The 22,304-nt window shown below is 61.2% G+C and carries 20 protein-coding genes; 8 read left to right on the top strand and 12 right to left on the bottom strand.

The window, feature by feature from the left end:
• Positions 1–30 precede the first annotated feature (30 nt).
• Complete coding sequence (locus FW789_RS01950; protein WP_101321193.1) at positions 31–744, bottom strand: TetR/AcrR family transcriptional regulator; 714 nt, start codon at positions 742–744, stop codon at positions 31–33.
• A gap of 235 nt (positions 745–979) precedes the next feature.
• Here FW789_RS01950 and lexA point away from each other — a divergent pair, with 235 nt between their 5' ends.
• The gene (gene lexA / locus FW789_RS01945) at positions 980–1,588 is read left to right on the top strand and encodes a transcriptional repressor LexA (RefSeq protein ID WP_101321195.1); all 609 of its coding nucleotides are present in this window, start codon (positions 980–982) and stop codon (positions 1,586–1,588) included.
• Positions 1,589–1,601: 13 nt separating this feature from the next.
• The gene (gene sulA / locus FW789_RS01940) at positions 1,602–2,081 is read left to right on the top strand and encodes an SOS-induced cell division inhibitor SulA (protein ID WP_103438024.1); all 480 of its coding nucleotides are present in this window, start codon (positions 1,602–1,604) and stop codon (positions 2,079–2,081) included.
• A 51-nt stretch (positions 2,082–2,132) separates the two neighbouring features.
• Here sulA and FW789_RS01935 read toward each other — a convergent pair whose 3' ends face one another.
• From FW789_RS01935 to FW789_RS01905, 7 genes are all read right to left on the bottom strand, one after another.
• Positions 2,133–2,366 (bottom strand): hypothetical protein, encoded by a 234-nt coding sequence (locus FW789_RS01935; RefSeq protein WP_101321200.1) that lies wholly within the window; start codon positions 2,364–2,366, stop codon positions 2,133–2,135.
• Between the two features lie 50 nt (positions 2,367–2,416).
• Entirely contained in the window at positions 2,417–2,938 is a 522-nt protein-coding gene (locus FW789_RS01930; protein ID WP_103438025.1) for a DUF6586 family protein, read from the bottom strand.
• A 173-nt stretch (positions 2,939–3,111) separates the two neighbouring features.
• A complete protein-coding gene (gene topA, locus FW789_RS01925) occupies positions 3,112–5,724 on the bottom strand; it encodes a type I DNA topoisomerase (protein ID WP_186699554.1) in 2,613 nt (870 codons plus the stop codon).
• Positions 5,725–5,825: 101 nt separating this feature from the next.
• On the bottom strand, positions 5,826–6,077 hold the full coding sequence (locus FW789_RS01920; RefSeq protein ID WP_103438027.1) for a DUF1653 domain-containing protein: 252 nt from the start codon (positions 6,075–6,077) through the stop codon (positions 5,826–5,828).
• 77 nt (positions 6,078–6,154) lie between these two features.
• Positions 6,155–7,330 carry an acetyl-CoA C-acyltransferase FadA gene (fadA, locus tag FW789_RS01915; protein WP_207072989.1) on the bottom strand — a complete coding sequence of 392 codons (1,176 nt, stop codon included), beginning with the start codon at positions 7,328–7,330 and terminating at the stop codon, positions 6,155–6,157.
• A gap of 31 nt (positions 7,331–7,361) precedes the next feature.
• Positions 7,362–9,509 carry a fatty acid oxidation complex subunit alpha FadB gene (fadB, locus tag FW789_RS01910; protein ID WP_186699556.1) on the bottom strand — a complete coding sequence of 716 codons (2,148 nt, stop codon included), beginning with the start codon at positions 9,507–9,509 and terminating at the stop codon, positions 7,362–7,364.
• Between the two features lie 501 nt (positions 9,510–10,010).
• Entirely contained in the window at positions 10,011–10,448 is a 438-nt protein-coding gene (locus FW789_RS01905; protein ID WP_186699558.1) for a hypothetical protein, read from the bottom strand.
• 109 nt (positions 10,449–10,557) lie between these two features.
• Here FW789_RS01905 and FW789_RS01900 point away from each other — a divergent pair, with 109 nt between their 5' ends.
• Positions 10,558–10,998 (top strand): universal stress protein, encoded by a 441-nt coding sequence (locus tag FW789_RS01900; protein ID WP_101321214.1) that lies wholly within the window; start codon positions 10,558–10,560, stop codon positions 10,996–10,998.
• A gap of 49 nt (positions 10,999–11,047) precedes the next feature.
• Here FW789_RS01900 and FW789_RS01895 read toward each other — a convergent pair whose 3' ends face one another.
• Positions 11,048–12,973 (bottom strand): ATP-binding cassette domain-containing protein, encoded by a 1,926-nt coding sequence (locus FW789_RS01895; protein WP_446430809.1) that lies wholly within the window; start codon positions 12,971–12,973, stop codon positions 11,048–11,050.
• A 216-nt stretch (positions 12,974–13,189) separates the two neighbouring features.
• Between FW789_RS01895 and FW789_RS01890 the strand changes: the two genes are divergently transcribed.
• On the top strand, positions 13,190–15,118 hold the full coding sequence (locus FW789_RS01890; RefSeq protein ID WP_207072987.1) for a transglycosylase SLT domain-containing protein: 1,929 nt from the start codon (positions 13,190–13,192) through the stop codon (positions 15,116–15,118).
• Positions 15,119–15,176: 58 nt separating this feature from the next.
• On the opposite strand, the gene FW789_RS01885 is transcribed toward FW789_RS01890, so the two are convergent.
• Both FW789_RS01885 and FW789_RS01880 read right to left on the bottom strand, forming a co-directional pair.
• Entirely contained in the window at positions 15,177–15,980 is an 804-nt protein-coding gene (locus FW789_RS01885) for an MOSC domain-containing protein (protein WP_207072986.1), read from the bottom strand.
• A gap of 63 nt (positions 15,981–16,043) precedes the next feature.
• Positions 16,044–16,979 (bottom strand): chemotaxis protein CheV, encoded by a 936-nt coding sequence (locus FW789_RS01880; RefSeq protein ID WP_101321223.1) that lies wholly within the window; start codon positions 16,977–16,979, stop codon positions 16,044–16,046.
• A gap of 344 nt (positions 16,980–17,323) precedes the next feature.
• Here FW789_RS01880 and FW789_RS01875 point away from each other — a divergent pair, with 344 nt between their 5' ends.
• The 3 genes from FW789_RS01875 to FW789_RS01865 all read left to right on the top strand — a co-directional run bounded on the left by FW789_RS01875 (position 17,324) and on the right by FW789_RS01865 (position 19,685).
• The gene (locus FW789_RS01875; protein WP_411564530.1) at positions 17,324–17,764 is read left to right on the top strand and encodes a histidine kinase; all 441 of its coding nucleotides are present in this window, start codon (positions 17,324–17,326) and stop codon (positions 17,762–17,764) included.
• Between the two features lie 375 nt (positions 17,765–18,139).
• Positions 18,140–19,036 (top strand): sensor histidine kinase, encoded by an 897-nt coding sequence (locus FW789_RS01870; RefSeq protein WP_207072985.1) that lies wholly within the window; start codon positions 18,140–18,142, stop codon positions 19,034–19,036.
• Positions 19,026–19,685 (top strand): response regulator, encoded by a 660-nt coding sequence (locus FW789_RS01865; RefSeq protein ID WP_103438034.1) that lies wholly within the window; start codon positions 19,026–19,028, stop codon positions 19,683–19,685. Before FW789_RS01870 ends, FW789_RS01865 begins: the two co-directional genes overlap by 11 nt.
• Here FW789_RS01865 and yegS read toward each other — a convergent pair.
• The gene (gene yegS / locus FW789_RS01860; protein WP_446430808.1) at positions 19,669–20,556 is read right to left on the bottom strand and encodes a lipid kinase YegS; all 888 of its coding nucleotides are present in this window, start codon (positions 20,554–20,556) and stop codon (positions 19,669–19,671) included. The genes FW789_RS01865 and yegS overlap by 17 nt on opposite strands.
• Before the next feature lie 291 nt (positions 20,557–20,847).
• Here yegS and FW789_RS01855 point away from each other — a divergent pair, with 291 nt between their 5' ends.
• A complete protein-coding gene (locus FW789_RS01855; protein ID WP_103438036.1) occupies positions 20,848–22,302 on the top strand; it encodes a mannose-1-phosphate guanylyltransferase/mannose-6-phosphate isomerase in 1,455 nt (484 codons plus the stop codon).
• Positions 22,303–22,304 lie beyond the last annotated feature (2 nt).

Below are 22,304 nucleotides of genomic sequence, written 5' to 3'. Positions count from 1 at the left end.
CGAAGCCTGTGCCCGCGCGCCAGTGCCGGCTCAGGCTTTGGCAGGCGTGCCAGCAGGGCTGGTCTTGCTGCGCGGGCGCAGTTGCGCGGCAGCCATGGCCTGGTCGGTGACGCCGCTGTCGGCACGCATACCGGCTGCGAGGAACGGCACCATCAGGCGCATGACCTGCTCGATCGAGGTGTTGATACCGAAGTCGGTTTCGGCGATAGCGCGCAAGGCCTTGATCCCGGACATGCTGAACGCCGCCGCGCCAAGCATGAAGTGCACCCGCCAGAACAGCTCGATCGGCGGGATTCGCGGCGCGGCATCATTGACCAGCAGCATGTAGCGGCGGAACACCTTGCCGTACATGTCTTCAAGGTAGCGGCGCAGGTGGCCCTGGCTCTGGCTGAACGCCAGGCCGAGCAGGCGCATGAAGATCGACAGATCATTATTGCTGCGCGGCTGCACCACCAGCGCTTGCTCAACGAGCATCTCCAGCAGTTCTTCAAGGCTCGGCTTGAGTTCCGGGCGGCCCTGGCGACGCTCGAGTTCACGCTCAAGGCTTGCGCAGAACGGCCCGAGGAAGCGCGAGAAGACCGCCTGGATCAGCGCCTTTTTCGAGCCGAAGTGGTAGTTCACCGCTGCGAGGTTGACGCCAGCCTTGCTGGTGATCAGGCGCAACGAGGTTTCCGCGAACCCCCTTTCCGCGAATAGCTGCTCGGCAGCATCGAGAATGCGTTCAACGGTTTCCGATTGGGCCATGACTACTCGCTACTCCGGGGTGGGGGCCTGACAAACAGTTGTTTGAAACATACGTTTCAGGCTTCTATCTGTCAAGGTTGGCTGACTCACCGGTCGCCATTAAAACACAGCCTCGCGTACAGAGCTTCAGGCCACGCCGTGCGTCAGCCCGAGCATCTTCTGCGGCAAGATGCTTGCAGCCAGCCTTCTACTGTATATAATCCCAGTCACTGTATAAAAAGACAGAGCGATCGCCATGTTGAAACTGACGCCACGCCAAGCCGAAATCCTGGCTTTCATCAAACGCTGCCTCGACGACAACGGCTATCCGCCGACCCGCGCGGAGATCGCCCAGGAGCTGGGCTTCAAGTCGCCCAACGCCGCTGAAGAACACCTCAAGGCCCTGGCGCGCAAAGGCGCCATCGAGATGACCCCGGGCGCATCCCGCGGTATCCGCATCCCTGGCCACGAAGCCAAGGCCGAAGAGAGCGGTTTGCCGATCATTGGCCGCGTCGCTGCCGGTGCGCCGATCCTGGCTGAACAGCATATCGAGCAGTCGTGCAACATCAACCCGACTTTCTTTCACCCGCCCGCTGACTACTTGCTGCGCGTACACGGCATGAGCATGAAGGACGTCGGTATCTTCGACGGCGACCTGCTGGCCGTGCATACCTGCCGCGAAGCACGCAACGGCCAGATCGTGGTCGCGCGCATTGGCGACGAAGTCACCGTCAAGCGCTTCAAGCGTGAAGGCAACAAGGTCTGGTTGATGGCCGAGAACCCCGAATTTGCCCCGATCGAAGTCGACCTCAAGCAACAGGACTTGGTGATCGAGGGCTTGAGCGTCGGCGTCATTCGTCGCTGATCCAGGAGGCGTCATGCAGCAAGCAATCCACGTACCGCAGTCAATTCAGTTGCCATTATTCGAAGCGTTTCTGGCCGAACCGGTGTTGCCTGGCCTCAAGGCCAGCGCCCAGGCACGGCAAAAAAACAGCGACCCCGAGCGGTTCAGCGAACTGTCCCTGCGCGGTACGCCGGGACATTGCCAAAGCCTGCTGGCGCCGGTACTGCGCGACCTGAGCGAAGAAGTGGATGCGCGCTGGCTGACGCTGATCGCCCCGCCGACCAGCCTGACCCAGGCCTGGCTGCGCGATGCCGGGCTCAACCGCGAGCGCATTCTGCTGCTGCACCCCAGCAGCAACAAAAGCGCCTTGCAGCTCACCTGCGAAGCCCTGCGCATGGGCCACAGCCATACCGTAGTCAGCTGGCTGGGTAGCCTCAATGTCACCCTGCGTCAGCAGTTGATCCGCGCCGCCACGGTCGGAAACGCACAAAGCCTGAACATCCGCCTCGGCTGATGTTCAGGCTTCGCCTGTTCTCATCGTGATCGTGCAGGGGTCTGGCACTACTCAGTGCAGAACGCGCGGCCCTTCGTCACGCTCCAACTCGCCTTCCACCAGCTTGCCAGCCATCTGCACGCCGACGCTGAGCATGGCCTTGGCCACTTCGACGTGTTGACCCTGCAAAAACACCTTGGCGTCCTCGGAGAAATCCAGGGTTACCAATGAGCCTTCATCTTCGGCGCGACGCAGCTCGATCCGGCCATCAGGCAACTCTACAATTTCAAGAAAGGACGTCGACATAAAAGGCTGTTCTCCACGAAAGGCCAGCATTGTACCAGCCAAGTGCCTGCTCAGCACTCACTCAACGCATCACGAAAGCGCCTGGCCAGGTCTTTCAAATTGCTCCGCCACTGCTCGAGCTCTGCCCGCGAAAGCGCAGGCTGCTCGGGCTCGTCGAGGTTGATGGCCTGAATCAACGGCTGGGTGACGTCAGTTTTAGCAGTTTTTTTCGCGACAGGTGGTCGGAACAAATCTGCATAAGCGGTCAACATCTGCGCCAGCCAGGTTTGCCTACTGTCTGCCAGTTCGATGAGCTCGGCCAACTCCGGGATGGCCATGCCGGCCAGCACTTCGGCGTCCAGTAGCTGTTCAGCGCGAGCAGCGCCCGCCTGAGGCAGGCGGTAGAAGCCGGCGATTTCGTGACATAACCCAAGCAGCGCACCATACAGATGAAACTGCGCCGCTTCGCGCTCGGCCTGCACCAGCCCCTGGGCGTTCATGGCCTGGCTTTGCTCAGCCTTGGCCATGGACTCAAGCGCGAGGCCGGCGAAGAACAGTTTCTGGTTGGTGCGGGTATAGAGTTCCTGGGCCATGGCGGTTGGCCTCCTGAGGGCAGCGTGGCGATCAGCAAGTTTCAGCTATCGCCGGGCACTCTCGCAAGCACAAAAGCCGCAAGCGCAAAAGCAGCGCGGGGCAAGCCTGCTGCTGCGCCTCACCCTGAGGACACAACAGCGGGCTTGCCCCGCGCAGGTGCTGCGGCGGCGGATCAGCGCTTGTCTTCGACCTTCCAGGCCTTGCCGTCGTAGAACGCCTTCCAACCGGTCGGCTTGCCGTCAACTTCGGACTGCACGTACTGCTCCTTGGTCTTGCGGCTGTAGCGGATCACGGTCGGGCGGCCGTCCGGATCCTTGGCAGGCGCTTCACAGAGGAAGTGGTACTTGGGATCGATCTCATCCTTGTGCGGGATGATTTCTTTCACCAATGGCGCGCGAGTTTCGCGGTTTTTCGGGAACTGGCTGGCCGCCAGGAACAAGCCCGAGGCACCGTCACGCAGCACGTAAGTGTCGTCGACCTTCTCGCACTTGAGCTCCGGCATTTCCACCTTGTCCATCTTCGGTGGCGCTGCTTCGCCGTTCTTGAGCAGCTTGCGAGTATTTTTGCAGGCCGGGTTGGTGCAACCGAAGAACTTGCCGAAACGGCCGGTCTTGAGCTGCATCTCGCTGCCACACTTGTCACACTCAAGGCTCGGGCCTTCGTAGCCCTTGATCCGGTAGCTGCCCTGCTCGATTTCGTAGCCAACGCAATCCGGGTTGTTACCGCAGATGTGCAGCTTGTGCTTCTCGTCCAGCAGGTAGGCGTCCATCGCCGTGGCGCAGATCGGGCAACGGTGCTTGCCGAGCAGCACGCGCGATTCGGACTCCCCCTCGTCGTCGGCCGCAATTTCGTCGCCGGGGACCAGATTGACGGTCGCCTTGCAGCGCTCTTTCGGCGGCAGGGTGTAACCCGAGCAGCCGAGGAACACGCCGGTAGAGGCGGTACGAATCATCATCGGCCGGCCACATTCCTTACAGGCGATGTTGGTCATGGTCGGCTGGTTGGCGCGCATGCCGTTCTCGGCAGACTCAGCGGTTTGCAGCTTTTTGCTGAAATCGCCATAGAACTCGTCGAGTACGTTTTTCCAGTCACGTTCGCCCTGGGCGACGTCGTCGAGGTTCTCTTCCATGCCGGCGGTGAAGCCGTAGTCCATCAGGTCGGAGAAGCTCTCGGACAACCGCTCGGTAACGATGTCGCCCATCTTCTCGGAGTAGAAGCGGCGGTTGTGCAGGGTGACGTAGCCGCGGTCCTGGATGGTGGAAATGATCGCTGCATAGGTCGACGGGCGACCGATACCGCGTTTTTCCATTTCCTTGACCAGGCTGGCTTCGGTGAAGCGTGCCGGCGGTTTGGTGAAGTGCTGGCTTGGATCAAGTTTGATCAACTTGAGCACTTCGCCCTGGCTCATGTCAGGCAGCACGTCATCTTCGCCTGGCTTGCTCTGCTGCGGCAGGACGCGGGTATAACCGTCGAACTTGAGGATGCGGCCCTTGGCGCGCAGCTCGAAGTCACCGGCCTTGACCGTGACGCTGGTCGACAGGTACTGCGCGGGCGGCATCTGGCAGGCCAGGAACTGGCGCCAGATCAGCTCGTACAGGCGCTCGGCATCGCGCTCCATGCCGGTCAGCTTGCTTGGATGGGTCGCCACATCGGACGGACGAATCGCTTCGTGCGCCTCCTGTGCGCCGGCCTTGCTGCCGTAGACGATCGGCGCTTCCGGCAGGTACTGCTTGCCGAACTCGCGCTCGATGTAGCTGCGGGCCATTTCTACGGCATCGGCCGAGAGGTTGGTCGAGTCAGTACGCATGTAAGTGATGTAGCCGGCTTCGTACAGACGCTGGGCCATCATCATGGTCTTCTTCACGCCGTAGCCGAGGCGATTGCTCGCCGCTTGCTGCAGGGTCGAAGTGATGAACGGCGCCGACGGCTTGCTGCTGGTCGGCCGGTCTTCACGCTTGGCGACGGTGTAGCTCGACGACTTGAGCTGATCCAGGGCAGCCATGGCCTGGGCTTCGTTGAGCGGCTTGAAGGCTTCACCCTTCTCGCGCGCTACTTCAAAGCGGACCTTGGCATCCTTGGCGGTGCCGAGATCGGCGTGTACTTCCCAGTACTCTTCAGGGTTGAACGCACGAATCTCGCGCTCACGCTCGACCACCAGCTTGACCGCTACCGACTGCACACGGCCGGCAGACAGGCCACGGGCAATCTTCGACCACAGCAGTGGCGAGACCATATAGCCCACCACGCGGTCGAGGAAGCGCCGCGCCTGCTGGGCGTTGACCCGGTTGATGTCCAGCTCACCTGGCTGCGAGAACGCCTCCTGGATGGCCTTTTTGGTGATCTCGTTGAACACCACGCGCTTGTAGCGGGTGTCATCACCACCGATGGCTTCACGCAGGTGCCAGGCGATTGCCTCCCCTTCGCGGTCCAAGTCGGTCGCGAGATAGATGGTGTCGGCATCTTTGGCCAGGCGGCGCAGCTCTTCGATGACCTTTTCCTTGCCGGGCAAGATCTCGTACTTGGCTTTCCAGCCAGCGTCCGGATCGACACCCATGCGCGAGACCAACTGGCGGCGAGCCTTTTCTTTCGGCGTCAGTACCGGTGCCTCAGCCGCAGCTGCCTTGCCACGTTTGGCCGCCGGCTCCTTATTGGCGCTGGCCGAACCGCTGGTGGGAAGGTCACGGATGTGGCCGATACTCGACTTCACCACGTACTGGTTGCCCAGGTACTTGTTGATGGTCTTGGCCTTGGCCGGGGATTCCACAATGACCAGCGATTTGCCCATGGATCGGTGTATTCCTGAATCTGAAAATTAAAAATCGCGTCAGGTGCCGCACGCGGCACCGCTATATATAGTGGCTACAGGGTCAGGTCAAGCGCGCTCGACTAACCGCTGGCCTGTTCGGACGGGCCAAAAGGCCCCTCCTCGGCCGTGACCAGAGCAAAGCGCGGGACCTGCTCGCCGTCAACTTCGACCGATTCTACAAACATTGCCAGGGGTCGCACCCACAGCCCGTAATCACCATACAGGCATTGGTAGAACACCATCCACTCTTCGCTTTCAGAATGGCGGGCTGCGCCGAACACACGATACTCAGGCCCTTTGTAATGCCGGTACACGCCTGGCTGTATGTGCATGTTGCTGACCCTCGTGATAAATCCTGTAAAAAACAAAAACCGGGGCACATGGCCCCGGCTGCTGTCTTGCGCCGCGATCAGACGCGTTCGAAGACAGTGGTGATGCCTTGGCCCAGGCCGACACACATGGTGGCGATGCCGAGGGTACCGCCATTCTGCTTCATGACGTTGAGCAAGGTGCCGGAAATTCGCGCACCAGAGCAACCAAACGGATGACCCAGGGCAATGGCGCCGCCGTGCAGGTTAACCTTCTCATTCATCTTGTCGAGCACTTTCAAATCTTTCAGCACCGGCAGGGCCTGTGCAGCGAAGGCTTCGTTGAGCTCGATGAAGTCGATATCGGCCATGCTCAGGCCGGCACGCTTGAGCGCTTTCTGCGTCGAAGGCACCGGGCCGTAACCCATGATCGCCGGGTCGACACCGGCCACCGCCATCGAGCGAAGCACCGCCAGCGGCTGGATGCCCAGGTCCATGGCGCGCTGACCGGACATGACGATCATGCACGAAGCGCCATCGGTAATCTGCGACGAGGTACCGGCAGTGACGGTACCACCTTTGGGGTTGAACGCAGGCTTTAGTGAGGCCAGGCCTTCTAGGGTGGTTTCCGGACGAATGGTTTCATCGAAGTCAAAGACCTTGAGGAAGCCGTTCTCGTCATAGCCCTGCATCGGGATGATCTCGTCCTTGAACTTGCCCTCGACCGTGGCCTTGTGCGCCAACTGGTGCGAACGCACAGCGAAAGCATCCTGTTGTTCGCGGCTGATGCCGTGCATTTTGCCGAGCATCTCTGCAGTCAGGCCCATCATCCCGGAGGCCTTGGCAGCGTGCAAGGACATGTGCGGGTTGGGGTCGACACCGTGCATCATGCTGACGTGACCCATGTGTTCGACACCGCCGATGACAAATACGTCACCGTTGCCGGTCATGATCGCCTGGGCAGCCGTGTGCAGTGCGCTCATCGACGAGCCGCACAGGCGGCTGACGGTCTGCGCCGCCGAGGTGTGCGGAATCTGGGTCATCAGCGAGGCCATGCGGGCAATGTTCCAGCCCTGCTCCAGGGTCTGGTTGACGCAGCCCCAGATCACGTCCTCGACTTCTTTCGGGTCGACCTTGTCGTTGCGCTCGAGCAACTTGCTGATCAGGTGCGCCGACATGTCTTCGGCGCGGGTGTTGCGGTGCATGCCACCCTTGGAACGACCCATCGGGGTCCGACCGAAGTCGACAATCACCACGTCTCTTGGATTCAGGCTCATATCAATACTCTCGCTCTAACTCGTTGGGCGCTCAGTTGAAGAAACGCTGGCCGGTCTTGGCCATTTCGCGCAGCTTCGCGGTGGGGTGGTACAGCGGCCCCAGGTCGGCGTACTGGTCAGCCAGGGCGACGAACTCGGCAACCCCGATCGAGTCGATGTAGCGCAATGCACCACCGCGGAAGGGAGGGAAGCCGATGCCGTAGACCAGGCCCATGTCGGCCTCGGCTGCGGTTTCGACAATGCCGTCTTCCAGGCAGCGGACGGTTTCCAGGCACAGCGGGATCATCATCCAGTTGATGATGTCCTCGTCACTGACTTCACGCTGTTCGAAGACAATCGGCTTGAGCACTTCGAGCACGCTCTCGTCGGCAACCTTTTTCGGCTTGCCGCGCTTGTCGGTCTCGTACGCATAGAAACCCTTGCCGTTCTTCTGGCCCAGGCGCTTGGCCTCGTACAAGGCGTCGATGGCGGTGCGGCGATCGTCCTTCATGCGGTCCGGGAAGCCTTCAGCCATGACGTCGCGGCCGTGGTGGCCGGTGTCGATGCCGACCACGTCCATCAGGTAGGCAGGACCCATCGGCCAGCCGAATTTCTCCATCACCTTGTCGATGCGCACGAAGTCGACACCGGCGCTGACCAGGCGAGCAAAGCCGCCGAAATACGGGAACAGTACGCGGTTGACCAAGAAGCCTGGGCAGTCATTGACCACGATCGGGTTCTTGCCCATTTTCTTGGCATAGGCAACGGTGGTGGCCACGGCCACTTCGCTGGACTTCTCGCCACGGATCACTTCCACCAGCGGCATCATGTGCACCGGGTTGAAGAAGTGCATGCCGACGAAGTTCTCCGGACGCTTGAGGGCCTTGGCCAACAAGTTGATGGAGATGGTCGAGGTATTGGAGGCGAGAATCGCGTCCTCTTTGACCTGGCCTTCGACTTCGGCCAGAACGGCTTGCTTGACCTTGGGGTTCTCGACTACAGCTTCGACCACGATGTCGACATTGGCGAAGTCGCCGTAGGACAAGGTCGGGCGAATCGCATTGAGCGCCTCGGCCATTTTCGCCGGGGTCAGACGACCCTTCTCGACACGATTGCCGAGCAGCTTGGAAGCTTCGTTCAGGCCCAGCTGGATGGCATCCTCGCGGATATCCTTCATCAGGATCGGGGTGCCTTTGACCGCCGACTGGTAGGCGATACCACCGCCCATGATGCCAGCGCCGAGTACGGCAGCCTGCTTCACGTCATTGGCGATCTGGTCGTGCGCCTTGGCCTTGCGCTTGAGCTCCTGGTCATTCAGGAACAAGCCGATCAGGCTGGCAGCGACGGGCGTCTTGGCCAGTTTGGCAAAGCCTGCAGCTTCCACTTCCAGCGCTTTGTCACGACCGAAGTTGGCGGCTTTCTGGATGGTCTTGATCGCTTCGACCGGCGCCGGGTAGTTCGGCCCGGCCTGCCCGGCAACAAAACCTTTGGCGGTTTCGAAGGCCATCATCTGCTCGATGGCGTTGAGCTTGAGTTTTTCCAACTTGGGCTGGCGCTTGGCCTTGTAGTCCAGTTCACCGCTGATGGCGCGCTTGATCAGGTCCAGCGCTGCAGCCTGCAGCAGCTCTGGGGTGACCACGGCATCAACGACGCCAACCTTGAGGGCGTCTTCGGCGCGGTTTTCCTTGCCCGAGGCAATCCACTCGATGGCATTGTCCGAGCCGATCAGGCGCGGCAGGCGCACGGTACCGCCAAAGCCTGGGTAGATGCCCAGTTTGACTTCCGGCAGGCCGATCTTGGCGGTGTTGGACATCACCCGGTAATCAGCTGCCAGGCACATTTCCAGGCCGCCACCCAGCGCGATGCCGTTGATCGCGGCAACAGTAGGTACGCCGAGGTCTTCGAAATCACTGAAGATGCGGTTGGCCTCCAGGTTGCCAGCGACCAGCTCGGCCTCGGGCAACTTGAAGTTGTCGACAAACTCGGTGATGTCGGCGCCGACGATGAACACATCCTTGCCACTGCTGACGATGACGCCCTTGACCGAGGCGTCGCTCTTGATGGCGGCCACGGCCTGACGCAGATCGTCCAGGGTCAGGCGGTTGAACTTGTTGACGGACTCACCCTTGAGGTCGAACTTCAGTTCGACGATGCCGCTTTCAAGAGCCTTAACCGTGATGGCTTTACCTTCGTAAATCATCAACTGATCTCCACGATATGGAAGCTAAACTGTACACGCCGGACGCTGGCTAAACCCTGTCACAACAGCGGCTTGGTCAGGCACACCCGTCAGCGCGATAGTCGGGATTGGCATGAACGGCGCAACATACAAACGCTCAATTCATACGCCCGTTTGATTTGGGTACGCACACATTCTCCGAAAAGGTCGGCGTTGTCAAATCCTCCCTGAAGAGGTGAAAACGCGACTTTCCGGTCATTTTGTAGTGACTAGGTATCAACCTTGATGACAGTGATCGCCAGCCATTCATGCCAGCGATAAACCCTTGGCGGGCAACAGAAGCTACGGCAGGCACCCGGCAAAAACTACGCAGCAGGCTATAGTCAGTCTCTCAAGCAAAGTATCCCGGCCTGCCTGGCCTTTCTGCGGCAGCAGAACGCATCGCGGGGCAGACCTGCCGATCCGCCACCTGAGCATGGGTGGCGGATCGGCAGGTGTGCCCCGCGATGTCGTTATGAAGGGTTAAGCGAGGTCTTCGAGGGTTTGCGCAATGTTCTGCAACACAGATTCATCACCGCGCTCGCCCCAGTACAAGGCAACCATTTGCGTGGTGGCTTCAATCATGTAGACATTGCCAGGCAACGCCGCCAAGGCCTTGGCCAGACACGGATCTTCGCAAGGTTCACGCCACTTGTTCCACCACACCCCAGGGCTGACCTGCCAATACGCCCAGCAGTCATCCCGGCCCTTGCGCCGCGGCCGGTGGTACTGCGGGCACGGGCTTGGCGGCTGCTGCTCGAGCCAGTGCGGCCACTGCTGTGGCGCCAGCTGCATGGCCAGACCAATGCGCCTGCCGGCCAGGCGCAGGCTCATCTGCTCGCTCTGTTTACGTGATGGACGCAGCCAGGCAAGTGGGCTGAGAATCAGCGCAAGGATTGACACCACCAGCCATACCGTCATATCTGTAGATCCCATAAAGCGTTGCAAATGAGCTGGTTAGCCAGGTTTCACGGTAAACCGCCACAAAGCAACCATACTTCTACTATCGCGATTGTCAGGAGCACCTCCAATGTCCTACGAACATCTTCTGGTTGCTGTCGACCTCACCGAAGAATGCGATCCGGTGATCAAACGCGCCAAGGCAATCGCTTCGGCGAGCGGCGCCAAGGTATCGCTGGTGCATATCGTCGAACCGATGGCCATGGCCTTTGGCGGCGACGTACCGATGGACCTGTCGCAGCTGCAGCAGCAGCAGTTCGACCAGGCCAAGGAACGCATGGATCGCCTGTTCAACAAGTACCCGGATATCAACCGCGGTGACTCGCACCTGGTCTACGGCCAGCCGCGCCAGGAAATCCACCAGTTGGCCAAGGATCAGAAGTGCGACCTGATCGTGGTCGGCAGCCACGGACGCCACGGCCTGGCACTGCTGCTAGGCTCCACCGCCAACGATGTGCTGCACGGCGCGCCGTGTGATGTGCTGGCAGTACGCCTGCTGAAGAAAGACTGAAAAATGCACTGACGCCATCGCGGGCAACCCCGCGATGGCTGATGGCCGCTTAGCCTTCCAGCTCTGCCCAGCGCTCGACCAGAACATCCAGCTCGCCCTGTAGCTTCTCGAGCTTGGCCAGCACCTCGGACGTCTCGCCGATCGGGCGCTGGTAGAAGTTCGCCGAAGCCACTTCTTCCTGAAGCTTGGCCATGGCTTTCTCGATCACGTCGATCTGCCCTGGCAACGCCTCCAGCTCACGCTGCAGCTTGTAGCTGAGCTTCTTCTTGCTCGTCTCTACCGGTGCAGCAGCAACTGGCGCGGCCACATCGGCAGCCTTTTCGACCACGGCGCTGTTGAGCTCGGACTTGCCACCCTTGCTTTCGGTGACGCCCAGCAGCTTCGGCGAGCCGCCCTGACGGATCCAGTCTTCGTAGCCGCCGACGTATTCCTGAACCTTGCCGCCGCCTTCGAACACCAGGGTACTGGTCACCACGTTATCGAGGAAGGCCCGGTCATGGCTGACCATCAGCACGGTGCCCTTGTAGTTGCACAGGACTTCTTCGAGCAGCTCGAGGGTTTCCACATCGAGGTCGTTGGTCGGTTCGTCCAACACCAGCAGGTTGGCTGGCTTGCTGAACAGCTTGGCCAGCAGCAAACGCGCACGCTCACCTCCGGACAAGGCCTTGACCGGCGTCCGGGCACGCTGCGGGCTGAACAGGAAGTCGCCCAGGTAGCTCAGCACGTGACGGTTCTGGCCGTCGATTTCGATGAAGTCGCGCCCCTCGGCGAGGTTCTCGATCACAGTCTTTTCCAGGTCGAGCTGGTGGCGCATCTGGTCAAAATAGGCCACTTCCAGCTTGGTGCCGCTCTCGACCTTGCCCGACGTCGGCTGCAAGTCACCCAGCATCAGTTTGAGCAGGGTGGTCTTGCCGGTACCGTTGGCGCCGAGCAGGCCAATCCGATCCTGACGCTGCAGGACCATGGAGAAGTCCTTGACCAGCATCGGCCCGTTCGGGTGCGAGAAGCTGACGTTCTCCAGCAGCATCACTTGCTTGCCGGATTTTTCCGCGGTGTCGATCTGGATGTTGGCCTTGCCCTGACGCTCACGGCGCTCACCACGCTCGACGCGCAGCTCCTTGAGCGCACGGACGCGGCCTTCGTTACGGGTGCGGCGGGCCTTGATGCCCTGGCGAATCCACACTTCTTCCTGGGCCAGGCGCTTGTCGAACAGCGCGTTGGCGGTCTCTTCGGCCGACAGCGCGGCCTCCTTGTGCACCAGGAAGCTGGCGTAGTCGCCGTTCCAGTCGATCAGCCCACCGCGGTCCAGTTCAAGGATGCGGTTGGCCAGGTTTTGCAGGAAGGAGCGGTCGTGGGTGATGAACAGCACCGCGCCGCCAAAGCCGCTCAAGGCCTCTTCCAGCCAGGCAATCGCACCGATGTCCAGGTGGTTGGTTGGCTCATCGAGCAGCAGCAGGTCAGGCTCGGAAACCAGCGCCTGGGCCAACAGCACACGGCGACGCCAGCCACCGGAGAGCTCGGCCAGGGTCTTATCGGCAGGTAGTTGCAAGCGGCTCAGGGTGCTGTCGACCACTTGCTGCAAACGCCAGCCATCGCGCGCTTCGAGCTCGTGCTGGACGTGCATGAGCTTGTCCAGATCTTCGTCGTTATGGATGTTCTGGCTCAGGTGGTGATACTGCGCGAGCAGCTCGCCTACGCCGTCCAGGCCAGCCGCGACCACGTCGAACACGGTCCGCTCGTCGGCCACCGGCAGTTCCTGCGGCAGCTCGCCGATTTTCAGCGCGGGTGCGCGCCAGACCGAGCCGTCATCAGGCTTTTGCTCGCCCTTGATCAGGCGCAGCATGCTCGACTTGCCGGTACCGTTGCGGCCGATGATGCACACCCGCTCACCTCGGGCGATCTGCCAGGAAACCTTGTCCAGCAGCGGCATCGCGCCGAATGCAAGGGACACATCGCTTAATTTGAGCAGGGTCATGATCATCTCCAAAAACTGGGCGCGTATTCTACCTGACTTGACCCTCGCCAGCACTACGTCAGCGTGTGTATCAAGGCTTTGCGATATCCGGTCGCCGATAACACCCCGATACAACCGCAGTGCTTTCGCCGGTAGCCGGCAACCGGCTAAGCTAACGCCATACAACAGTGCTGGCACCGCCGTCACTTTCCCATGGTTCAACTGCCCGGACGTATCATGCGCAGCCGCCTGTTACAGATTGCTTCATGCCTGCTGCTGACTGCCGCCACCGCGAGTGCGGCACAGGCCATCGACCTTAGCCAGCAGCGTCAGTACTACGACGAAGCCAAACGCGCCCTGGCCAAGGGCGACAAAGGTCCCTACCTGCGCTACTCGCAGGCCCTCAGTGACTATCCGCTGACCCCGTATCTGGCGTACGACGAACTCACAGCTCGCCTGAAGAGCGCCAGCAACGAAGAGATCGAGGGCTTTCTGGCCCAGCACGGCGACCTGCCGCAAGCCAACTGGATGAAACTGCGCTGGTTGCGCTGGTTGTCCGAGCGCGGCGAGTGGGCCACCTTCGCCAAGTACTACGACCCCAAGCTCAACTTCACCGAGCTGGACTGCATCAACGGCCAATACCAGCTCAGCACCGGCAAACGCGCCGAAGGCTTTGCCAGCGCTGCGAAGCTGTGGAACGTGGGCAAGTCGCAACCTGCTGCGTGTGACACGCTGTTTGCGATGTGGGCGGCCGAAGGTCAGCTCACCGAAGCCAGACGCTGGGAGCGAGCCAAACTGGCAGCACAGGCGCGCAACTACCCATTGGCGAACAATCTGGTCAAGACCCTGACCACCCTCGCCCCCCAGGGCCAATTGCTGATCGATGTGGCGCAGAAGCCCGAGCTGCTCAACCAGCCGTCGCGTTTCACCCCGGTCAACGAGGCAATGTCCGACGTAGTCAGCCTAGGCCTGCGCCGGCTGGCACGCCAGGACCCAGAGCGGGCCATGGCGCTGCTCGATGACTATGCCCAGCGCATGCATTTCTCGCGCGACGAAAAGGTTGCCATCGCCCGCGAGATCGGCCTGACCCTGGCTCGCCGTTACGACCCGCGCGCGCTCGACCTGATGACCCGTTACGATCCGGAGCTGCGGGACAACACCGTCAGCGAATGGCGCCTGCGCCTGCTGCTGCGCCTGGGCCGCTGGGAAGATGCCTACGAGCTGACCAAGCGCCTGCCGCAGGAGTTGGCCGCCAGCAGCCGCTGGCGCTATTGGCAGGCGCGCAGCCTGGAACTGGCGCAGCCGAACAACGCGCAGATCCCGTTGCTGTACAAAGCGGTCGCGCGTGAACGTGACTTCTATGGCTTCCTGGCCGCAGACCGGGTGCAGACGCCCTACCAGCTGAACAACAAACCGCTGATGCTCAGCCCGCAGCTGGTCAACAAGGTGCGCAACACCCCGGGCGTGCGCCGCGCACTGGAATTCCATGCCCGCGGCCAGATCGTCGAGGGCCGCCGCGAGTGGTACCACGTCAGCCGCCACTTCAACCGCGACGAAATGGTCGCCCAGGCCCGGCTGGCCTACGACCTGCGCTGGTACTTCCCGGCGATTCGCACCATCAGCCAGGCGCAGTACTGGGACGACCTGGATATTCGCTTCCCGATGGCGCACCGCGACACCTTGGTGCGCGAAGCCAAGATCCGCGGCCTCCACTCCAGCTGGGTGTTTGCCATCACCCGCCAGGAAAGCGCCTTCATGGAAGACGCCCGCTCGCCGGTGGGCGCCAGCGGCCTGATGCAACTGATGCCAGCCACCGCCAAGGAGACTGCACGCAAGTTCAGCATCCCGTTGGCGTCACCGGCTCAGGTACTCAACCCGGACAAGAACATCCAGCTCGGCGCCGCCTATCTGAGCCAGGTACATGGTCAATTCAACGGCAATCGGGTGCTGGCATCGGCCGCCTACAATGCCGGGCCAGGGCGCGTGAGGCAGTGGCTCAAAGGCGCCAAGCACTTGAGCTTTGATGTCTGGGTCGAGTCGATCCCGTTCGATGAAACCCGCCAGTATGTGCAGAACGTGCTGTCGTACTCGGTGATCTACGGGCAAAAGCTCAATTCACCGCAGCCGCTGGTGGACTGGCACGAGCGTTACTTCGACGACATGTAATCGAGCCACCCAAGCTCAAGCCCGCCGCCATCGGCTGCAGCGGGCTTGAGCTGGCGGCTTACTCCAGCACTTCTACCGGCATGCCCACGGCAATCTCACCCGCCCCATCCACCGCCAGATTCTGCCCGAACAGCACATCGCCATCACGCTCACGAAACGTCTTCAGGGTGACCAGCGGTTCGCGGTCAGCACTGCGCTCGCCCGTGTGCGGGTCAAGGGTAGTGAATATGCAACGAACGCTCGGTTTGAGGATGCGATAAGTCAGCGCACCGATGCGGATCCGCTTCCAGCCGTCTTCGGCAAACGCTGCGCTGCCCTGCACCACCAGATTGGGTCTAAACCGCAGCATCTCCATCGGCCGGCCAACCCGCCGGCTCAGCTCATCCAGTGAACCCTGGCCGATCAGCAGCAATGGAAAGCCATCCGGAAACGCCGCACGGTCGCTGTTCAAGCCATAGCCGCTGGGCAGGTAACGCGCGCGCGGCTCGGGGCAATACACCAGTCGCACCGGCTTGCCGAGCAGTTGGCTCAACCACTGCGCAGCAGCGTCGCCTGCGTCTGGCACGCGCAAGGTGTCGCGCCAGATGGTCACACCGCGCAAGTCTTCGTCGTCCGCTGGCACGGCGACCAGCAGCGGCGCCTGCCCTGGCGTCTCCAGCAGCAGATCGCCACTGGCAGCGACCGTGGCACTGAGCTGACTCAGCAGTGGCCAGGCGCGCTGGGTCAGGAAGCGTCCGTTGTCCTCCTCTACCACCAGCCAGCGGCGGTCGCCTTCCAGGCCGAGCAGACCTACCGGCGAGGCCTGCAGGCTTTGCGCCCGACCCGACTTCACCGGATACCGATACAACTCACTTACAAACATCCCTGCCCGCCTCATGCCAGTGCAAAAACGCCTAGCTTATACCCGGCAGGACGCGCGCAGGTATCAGGCCGGCGCGTGATCAAGCATCAGGCGCTGCCGCACCACCTCTACCAGACGGTCTGGCTGGAATTTGGACAGGAAGTTGTCACAGCCGACTTTTTTCACCATCGACTCGTTGAAGCTACCCGACAACGAGGTATGCAACACTACGTACAGGCCACGCAGACGCGGATCGCTACGGATCTCGGTGGTCAGGCGGTAGCCGTCCATTTCCGGCATTTCAGCGTCGGTGAAAATCATCAGCAGTTTTTCACAGAGGTCTTCACCGGCATCTGCCCAGGCCTTGAGCATGCGCAAGGCCTTCAGGCCATCGCTGGCCACATGCAGTTTGACGCCCAGTTGCGACAAGGTATCGCGCAACTGCGCCAGGGCCACGGTGGAATCGTCCACCAGCAATATTTCGCGGCCACGCGCCTTGGCCAGTACCGGATCGGCAAGCTTGTCGCCGGATACCTTGGCGTTGTATGGCACGATTTCGGCCAGCACCTTCTCGACGTCGATGATCTCGACCAACTGTTCTTCGACCTTGGTGATCGCCGTCAGATAATGCTGGCGACCGGCACTGGTCGGCGGCGGCATGATGGCTTCCCAGTTCATGTTGACGATGCGATCGACACCTCCAACCAGAAACGCCTGCACCGAGCGATTGTACTCGGTGACGATGATGGTGCTGTCCGGACCTGGCTGCAGTGGGCGCATACCAATCGCCTGGGACAGGTCGATCACCGGCAAGGTCTGCCCGCGCAGGTTGACCACCCCACACACATAAGCGTGACGCTGCGGCATCAAGGTCAACTTGGGCAGCTGCAGCACTTCCTGCACCTTGAACACGTTGATGGCGAACAACTGACGGCCCGCCAGACGGAACATCAGGATTTCCAGGCGGTTCTCACCTACCAGTTGCGTACGTTGGTCTACAGTGTCGAGAATGCCAGCCATTGGAAGCCCCCAGGCGCGTATCGGGAAAATGTAATCATCTGCTCTGTATCGGCGGGTCAACCGGCAGCTTGACCCTCGTCAGCAAATCCAGATCAGGCGATTGATATCATTTTACCATCATGCTTTACTGCTTCGACACTTTCAGCAACACCTGTTACGGCGGCGTAACTAGCAACACCCCTCAGGGTTTCCCCTATGCCGCAATCAGGCCTAACCTGATGTTCGCGATATCCATTAGCCATTAATGTGACGCCATTCTCATTGCATGAATGGAGTCAGGCTTTTGCTAGCAATCGTTTCGGTGTTGCCCAGCCCGCTCCAGCCCACCGTGCTGGAGGCTCAGGATGGATAGCTGCGTGCCGCCCGGCGCCGAGCTGCCAGAATTCCTGCGGGATGCACAGCGCTTGTTGAGCCAGGCGCAGGAGTGCCTGCTACACCTGCAACTGATCGACAATGATCCAGATGCCTGCCGGTGCCTCAACGACACCCTTACCAGGCTGGCCAAGCGCGCCGAGCAACTGGGCCTTGACGAGGTCGCCCATTACAGCTCCGCGCTGCACCATCTGCTCGCACCTGCCTGCGGCCAGCGACACCTGCACAGCACAGCACTGCCGGCAGTCGAAGCCTGCCTGAACCTGCTGGACTGGCAACTGGAGCTGATCGATGCCCAAACCGGACAACTGAACCTGGACCGCAGCGAGCAGGCAGTGCTTCTGGATGATCTGGCCAGCGCCCTGAAAGGGTCAGCCAGGTCGCCATCGGAATCACCGCCAAACGTACAGTAAGTTCGGCATTCGTCTGCAACTAACTCAATCACGCTGCATTTATCAGCCAGACACTTGGCAAGTTTCGACTGGCCGCTTGAGTAATAGTCGTTAGTTGCAGTACTCGATTATGCACGCACTTGCCAATGCTGGCTTTTTGATAGTTAGGCCAGACCCGGCCAGATCGTTTCGAGCCCGTGAATACGGCGGTTTGAGACCCCTGAGCAAGGCGACCAAACACAACTTAAGTGATACCATGCGCGCCAATGAATGCAGCCCATGCAGATAGCCGTCAATTGAACAGATGCTTTTAATTGATTGTGAGCAGGACGCCAAAGCCGCTGACTAGACACGTGCAAGGCCTCCAATAGCATTAACTCAGTGGCTTTCCAATTTATGTTCCCACGTTTGAATCTTACCCCGCGCCACTGCTCTCGCAACGCCGTGGCGCGCTGGACGACCGCGGCGCTATGCGTGGCGTCACTGAGCGCTAACGTGGCACTGCACGTAAAAGCCGTGCCGATGCCGATCGGCCTGATCCTGCTGCAGATGGCGGCCCTGCTTGGCGCCGCCTGGCAATGGCACCAGTGGGCCCGCTCGATCAGCCTGCGCCCCGCAGAACTGGCCGAGCGCATGCTCAAGGTCCAGGAGAACGAACGCCAGCGTCTGAGCCGTGAATTGCATGATGATATCGGCCAATTGCTCACAGCAGCGAAGCTACAGTTGGACTGGCTCCAGCGGCGCCTGCCAAGCGAGCTGCTGAGCCATGCCAGCAGCTTGCGCAGCACCCTGGATGAGGCCTTGAACAGCGTGCGTGATGTTGCCGCCCTGCTTAATCCGCGCCAGCTGGCCAGCCTCGGCTTGGAAGCCAGCCTGCGCGAGCACCTGCTGCGCACGCTGAACGATAGCGAGGTGCAGTGGAGCCTGGAGTGCAAACAGCGCCTGACCGGGATCAACGACGACATCAGCATGGCTGCGTTTCGCATCACCCAGGAGGCTGTCACCAACATGCTGCGCCACGCCGGCGCGCGCAATCTGCGGGTGCAGTTGCAGCGCACCGCTGCGGGGCTGGCCTTGACCATCGAGGATGACGGCTGCGGTTTCATCCCCAACAGCGATCCGGCTGCGGCCGGTCAGCGCGGCATGGCCGGCATGCATGAACGCGCCCGGGCGTTGCACGGTAGCCTGAGCGTGTACAGCCAACCGGGACGCGGCGCCCGGATCGAGGCCATGCTGCCGTGGCCAGCCCGCACCCAAGAACGCGCCAGGACCTTTGCCAGCCATGACCTGTAGATTACTTCTGGTCGATGACCATTCGCTCATTCGCGCGGGTGTGCGCGCGCTCGTGGCGGACATCGCTGGCTATACGGTGGTTGGTGAAGCGGATGACGGCGGCCAGCTCAACGCGCTTGTCGCACAGCTGCAGCCGGACATCGTCCTGCTGGATATCTCCATGCGCTCCACCAGCGGCCTGGACGCACTGACCCAACTGCGTGCCAGCGGGCATCCCTGCAAAGTACTGATTCTGTCGATGCACACTGATCCGGAGCTGATCATGCGTGCGCTCGAATGCGGTGCGCATGGCTACTTGCTCAAAGACACCAGCGCTGTTGAACTGGAGCAGGCGCTGAGCGCCTTGCGTGGGGATGAACGCTATCTCAGCCCAGCGATCGCTCACACAGTGATCAACCAGGCCTTACTGCGCGCGCAGAACAGCCGCCAAAGCATCAACGACCGACTTAACCTCACTGCACGCCAGCTGGAAATCCTGCGCTTGATCGTACGCGGCAAATCAACTCGGGAAATAGCCGGCGGCCTGGGCCTGTCGATCAAGACCGTGGAGACCCATCGCTCTCAGATCATGAAGCGCCTGCAGATTTACGACGTCGCAGGCCTGGTGCTGTTCGCCGTGCGCGAGAAGATCATCAGCCTTGACGACTGAGCAGCGGTGAATCGGCTGGCAGGTGCACACGCAGTGCTGCCGGGACCGCTTCGAAGCGCAGACTTTCGCCGTGCATCGGCTCACCATCCAGGTTGATATCCAACCCCTGCGCACTTTTTACCTCGACCCACGGCAGGCGAGCACGCACGTACAAGCCCTCACCACCGATCAGCTCTTTCAGCGCACCGACCACCTCCTGCGGTGCGGGCAAGATGCCGATATCGAGCAGACCGTCGTCAGCCAGCGCCTCGGGGCACAGCTCATGCCCACCTCCGGCCTGGCGGCCATTGCCGATACCCAACGCCAGCACCTCGCCTTGCCAGTGAAAATCCGGCCCGGTCAGCTCGACTGCAGCGGCCTGCAGCTCAGTGAAGCGTGACAGCCCGGTGAACAGGTAAGCCGCAGCACCGAGAACCTTCTTCAGGTCCTCAGAGGTGTTGGCGGTAACCTGGCTACCGAAGCCGCCGGTGGCCATGTTCAGAAACAACTGATCACCGGCCCGCCCCAGGTCGATGGCGCGTGCGGGCTGGTCCAGCAAGGCCAGCGCCTGGGCTGGTTCCAGCGGTATTCCGGCCGCTTTGGCGAAGTCATTGGCAGTGCCCAGTGGCAACAGCACCAGGCTGGCCTCTGTCGCGGCCAGGCCCATGGCTTCGGCGATATCGCGAAGGGTGCCATCACCACCACCGGCGATGATGTGGCTGTACTCTGCTGCCAGGGCTTCAGTGACCAGCCGCTGGGCGTCGCCGCCCTCCCAGGTCAGGCGCACATCGATCTGCCAGCCTTGCTCGCGCATGATGCCCACAGCGGCTCTGACATCCTCGTTCATGGCTTGCTTGCCATGCAGCACCAACATCGCCTTGCGCTCGCTCATCCGTTCCACTCCGCAAAAATACCTATCCCAATCTCGACCATGGCCGAGGGCAAAGTGCTGCATACAAAGAGCGCTTGCGTCAGAAAATAAACGGGTTTAACACAAATGCCATTGAAAGCCGGGGCGAGCAAGCGCATCATCGACAAATAATTGGCCATCACGGATGGGGTCACTAATAAATGTCGGTTTTTTGACTTATTGCCTCGCCGTACATCTGACAGATCGCCTGATTCTATGGCGAAGTCCCTTTGATCGCGCTGCCCCCAGCGCCCCCGCTTCGAGGCTGTGATAATGAGCGTTCTGATCCCTTGCATCATTGCTGGCGGTGCCGGCACCCGATTGTGGCCGGTTTCCCGTGAAGCCATGCCCAAACCGTTCATGCGCCTGGCCGATGGTGAAAGCCTGCTGCAGAAGACCTTCGTGCGTGCCAGCGCCCTGCCGGGTGTCGAGCGCGTGCTGACCGTGACCAACCGCGACGTGCTGTTCCGCACCCAAGATGAATACAACCGGGTCAACAGCTTCAATGTCGCGCTGGACTTCATTCTCGAGCCATGTGGCCGCAACACTGCGCCGGCCATCGCTGCCGCTGCGCTGCACTGCGCCAAGCAGTACGGTGAGGATAGTCTGCTGCTGATCTTGCCGGCAGATCATTTGATCGAAGACATCCCAGCCTTCGAACAAGCGGTCGCCCAAGCGGCGCAGCTGGCCCATGACGGCTGGTTGAGCACCTTCGGCCTGGTGCCCAGCCGTGCTGAAACCGGCTTTGGCTATATCGAGCAAGGCGAGACATTGGGTGAGCGCGCGTACAAGGTCGCACGCTTTGTCGAAAAACCGGACGCCGCGACCGCTCAGGCCTACCTGGACGGCGGCCGCCATCTGTGGAACGCCGGCATGTTCTGCCTGCGCGTCGACGCCGTGCTGCGCGAGTTGCAGACCCACGCGCCCGAGGTGCTGGAAACCGTCGCCCATTGCCTTGAGCAGAGCGTCAGCAAACAAGGTGAGCGTGCCCTTCAGGTAGAACTGGACCCGGACACGTTCGTTCTGGCGCCGGACATCTCCATCGACTACGCGTTGATGGAGCGTTCCAGCCAGGTTGCAGTGGTACCGTGCGAGCTGGGCTGGAGCGATATCGGCAGCTGGGAAGCAGTACGCGAACTGCGCCAGACCGACGCTCAGGGCAACTACGCCAACGGCGAGACCGTACTGCATGATGTGAGCAACTGCTACATCGACTCGCCGCGGCGCCTGGTCGGCGGCGTGGGCCTGGACAACCTGATCGTCATCGACACCCCCGATGCGCTGCTGATCGCCGATGCGGCGCGCAGCCAGGAAGTCAAGATCATCGCCCAGCAGCTCAAGCGCCAGGGCCACGAAGCCTATCGCCTGCACCGGACCGTGACCCGGCCGTGGGGCACCTACACCATCCTCGAGGAAGGTGCGCGGTTCAAGATCAAGCGAATCATGGTCCGCCCCGGCGAATCGCTGTCGCTGCAAATGCACCATCACCGCAGCGAGCACTGGATCATCGTCAGCGGCATGGCCTGCGTGACCAACGGTGACGAAGAGTTTCTGCTCGACACCAACGAGTCGACGTTCATCAAGCCAGGCCGTACCCACCGCCTGACCAACCCAGGGGTGATCGACCTGGTGATGATCGAGGTGCAGAGCGGCGAGTATCTGGGCGAAGATGACATCGTCCGCTTTACTGATATATACGGACGCGTCCCGGAAACAGCCATCGGCTGATA

This window comes from Pseudomonas sp. 1121_17 (assembly GCF_052850745.1).
Note: the sequence above shows the minus strand (reverse complement) of the source record. Positions and strands in the feature narration are given on the sequence as shown.

Coding starts and splice junctions, on each gene's coding strand:
- FW789_RS01950 (WP_101321193.1), bottom strand. CDS start 744: ATGGCCCAATCGGAAACCGTTGAACGCATTCTCGATGCTGCCGAGCAG.
- lexA (WP_101321195.1), top strand. CDS start 980: ATGTTGAAACTGACGCCACGCCAAGCCGAAATCCTGGCTTTCATCAAA.
- sulA (WP_103438024.1), top strand. CDS start 1,602: ATGCAGCAAGCAATCCACGTACCGCAGTCAATTCAGTTGCCATTATTC.
- FW789_RS01935 (WP_101321200.1), bottom strand. CDS start 2,366: ATGTCGACGTCCTTTCTTGAAATTGTAGAGTTGCCTGATGGCCGGATC.
- FW789_RS01930 (WP_103438025.1), bottom strand. CDS start 2,938: ATGGCCCAGGAACTCTATACCCGCACCAACCAGAAACTGTTCTTCGCC.
- topA (WP_186699554.1), bottom strand. CDS start 5,724: ATGGGCAAATCGCTGGTCATTGTGGAATCCCCGGCCAAGGCCAAGACC.
- FW789_RS01920 (WP_103438027.1), bottom strand. CDS start 6,077: ATGCACATACAGCCAGGCGTGTACCGGCATTACAAAGGGCCTGAGTAT.
- fadA (WP_207072989.1), bottom strand. CDS start 7,330: ATGAGCCTGAATCCAAGAGACGTGGTGATTGTCGACTTCGGTCGGACC.
- fadB (WP_186699556.1), bottom strand. CDS start 9,509: ATGATTTACGAAGGTAAAGCCATCACGGTTAAGGCTCTTGAAAGCGGC.
- FW789_RS01905 (WP_186699558.1), bottom strand. CDS start 10,448: ATGACGGTATGGCTGGTGGTGTCAATCCTTGCGCTGATTCTCAGCCCA.
- FW789_RS01900 (WP_101321214.1), top strand. CDS start 10,558: ATGTCCTACGAACATCTTCTGGTTGCTGTCGACCTCACCGAAGAATGC.
- FW789_RS01895 (WP_446430809.1), bottom strand. CDS start 12,973: ATGACCCTGCTCAAATTAAGCGATGTGTCCCTTGCATTCGGCGCGATG.
- FW789_RS01890 (WP_207072987.1), top strand. CDS start 13,190: ATGCGCAGCCGCCTGTTACAGATTGCTTCATGCCTGCTGCTGACTGCC.
- FW789_RS01885 (WP_207072986.1), bottom strand. CDS start 15,980: ATGTTTGTAAGTGAGTTGTATCGGTATCCGGTGAAGTCGGGTCGGGCG.
- FW789_RS01880 (WP_101321223.1), bottom strand. CDS start 16,979: ATGGCTGGCATTCTCGACACTGTAGACCAACGTACGCAACTGGTAGGT.
- FW789_RS01875 (WP_411564530.1), top strand. CDS start 17,324: ATGGATAGCTGCGTGCCGCCCGGCGCCGAGCTGCCAGAATTCCTGCGG.
- FW789_RS01870 (WP_207072985.1), top strand. CDS start 18,140: ATGTTCCCACGTTTGAATCTTACCCCGCGCCACTGCTCTCGCAACGCC.
- FW789_RS01865 (WP_103438034.1), top strand. CDS start 19,026: ATGACCTGTAGATTACTTCTGGTCGATGACCATTCGCTCATTCGCGCG.
- yegS (WP_446430808.1), bottom strand. CDS start 20,556: ATGAGCGAGCGCAAGGCGATGTTGGTGCTGCATGGCAAGCAAGCCATG.
- FW789_RS01855 (WP_103438036.1), top strand. CDS start 20,848: ATGAGCGTTCTGATCCCTTGCATCATTGCTGGCGGTGCCGGCACCCGA.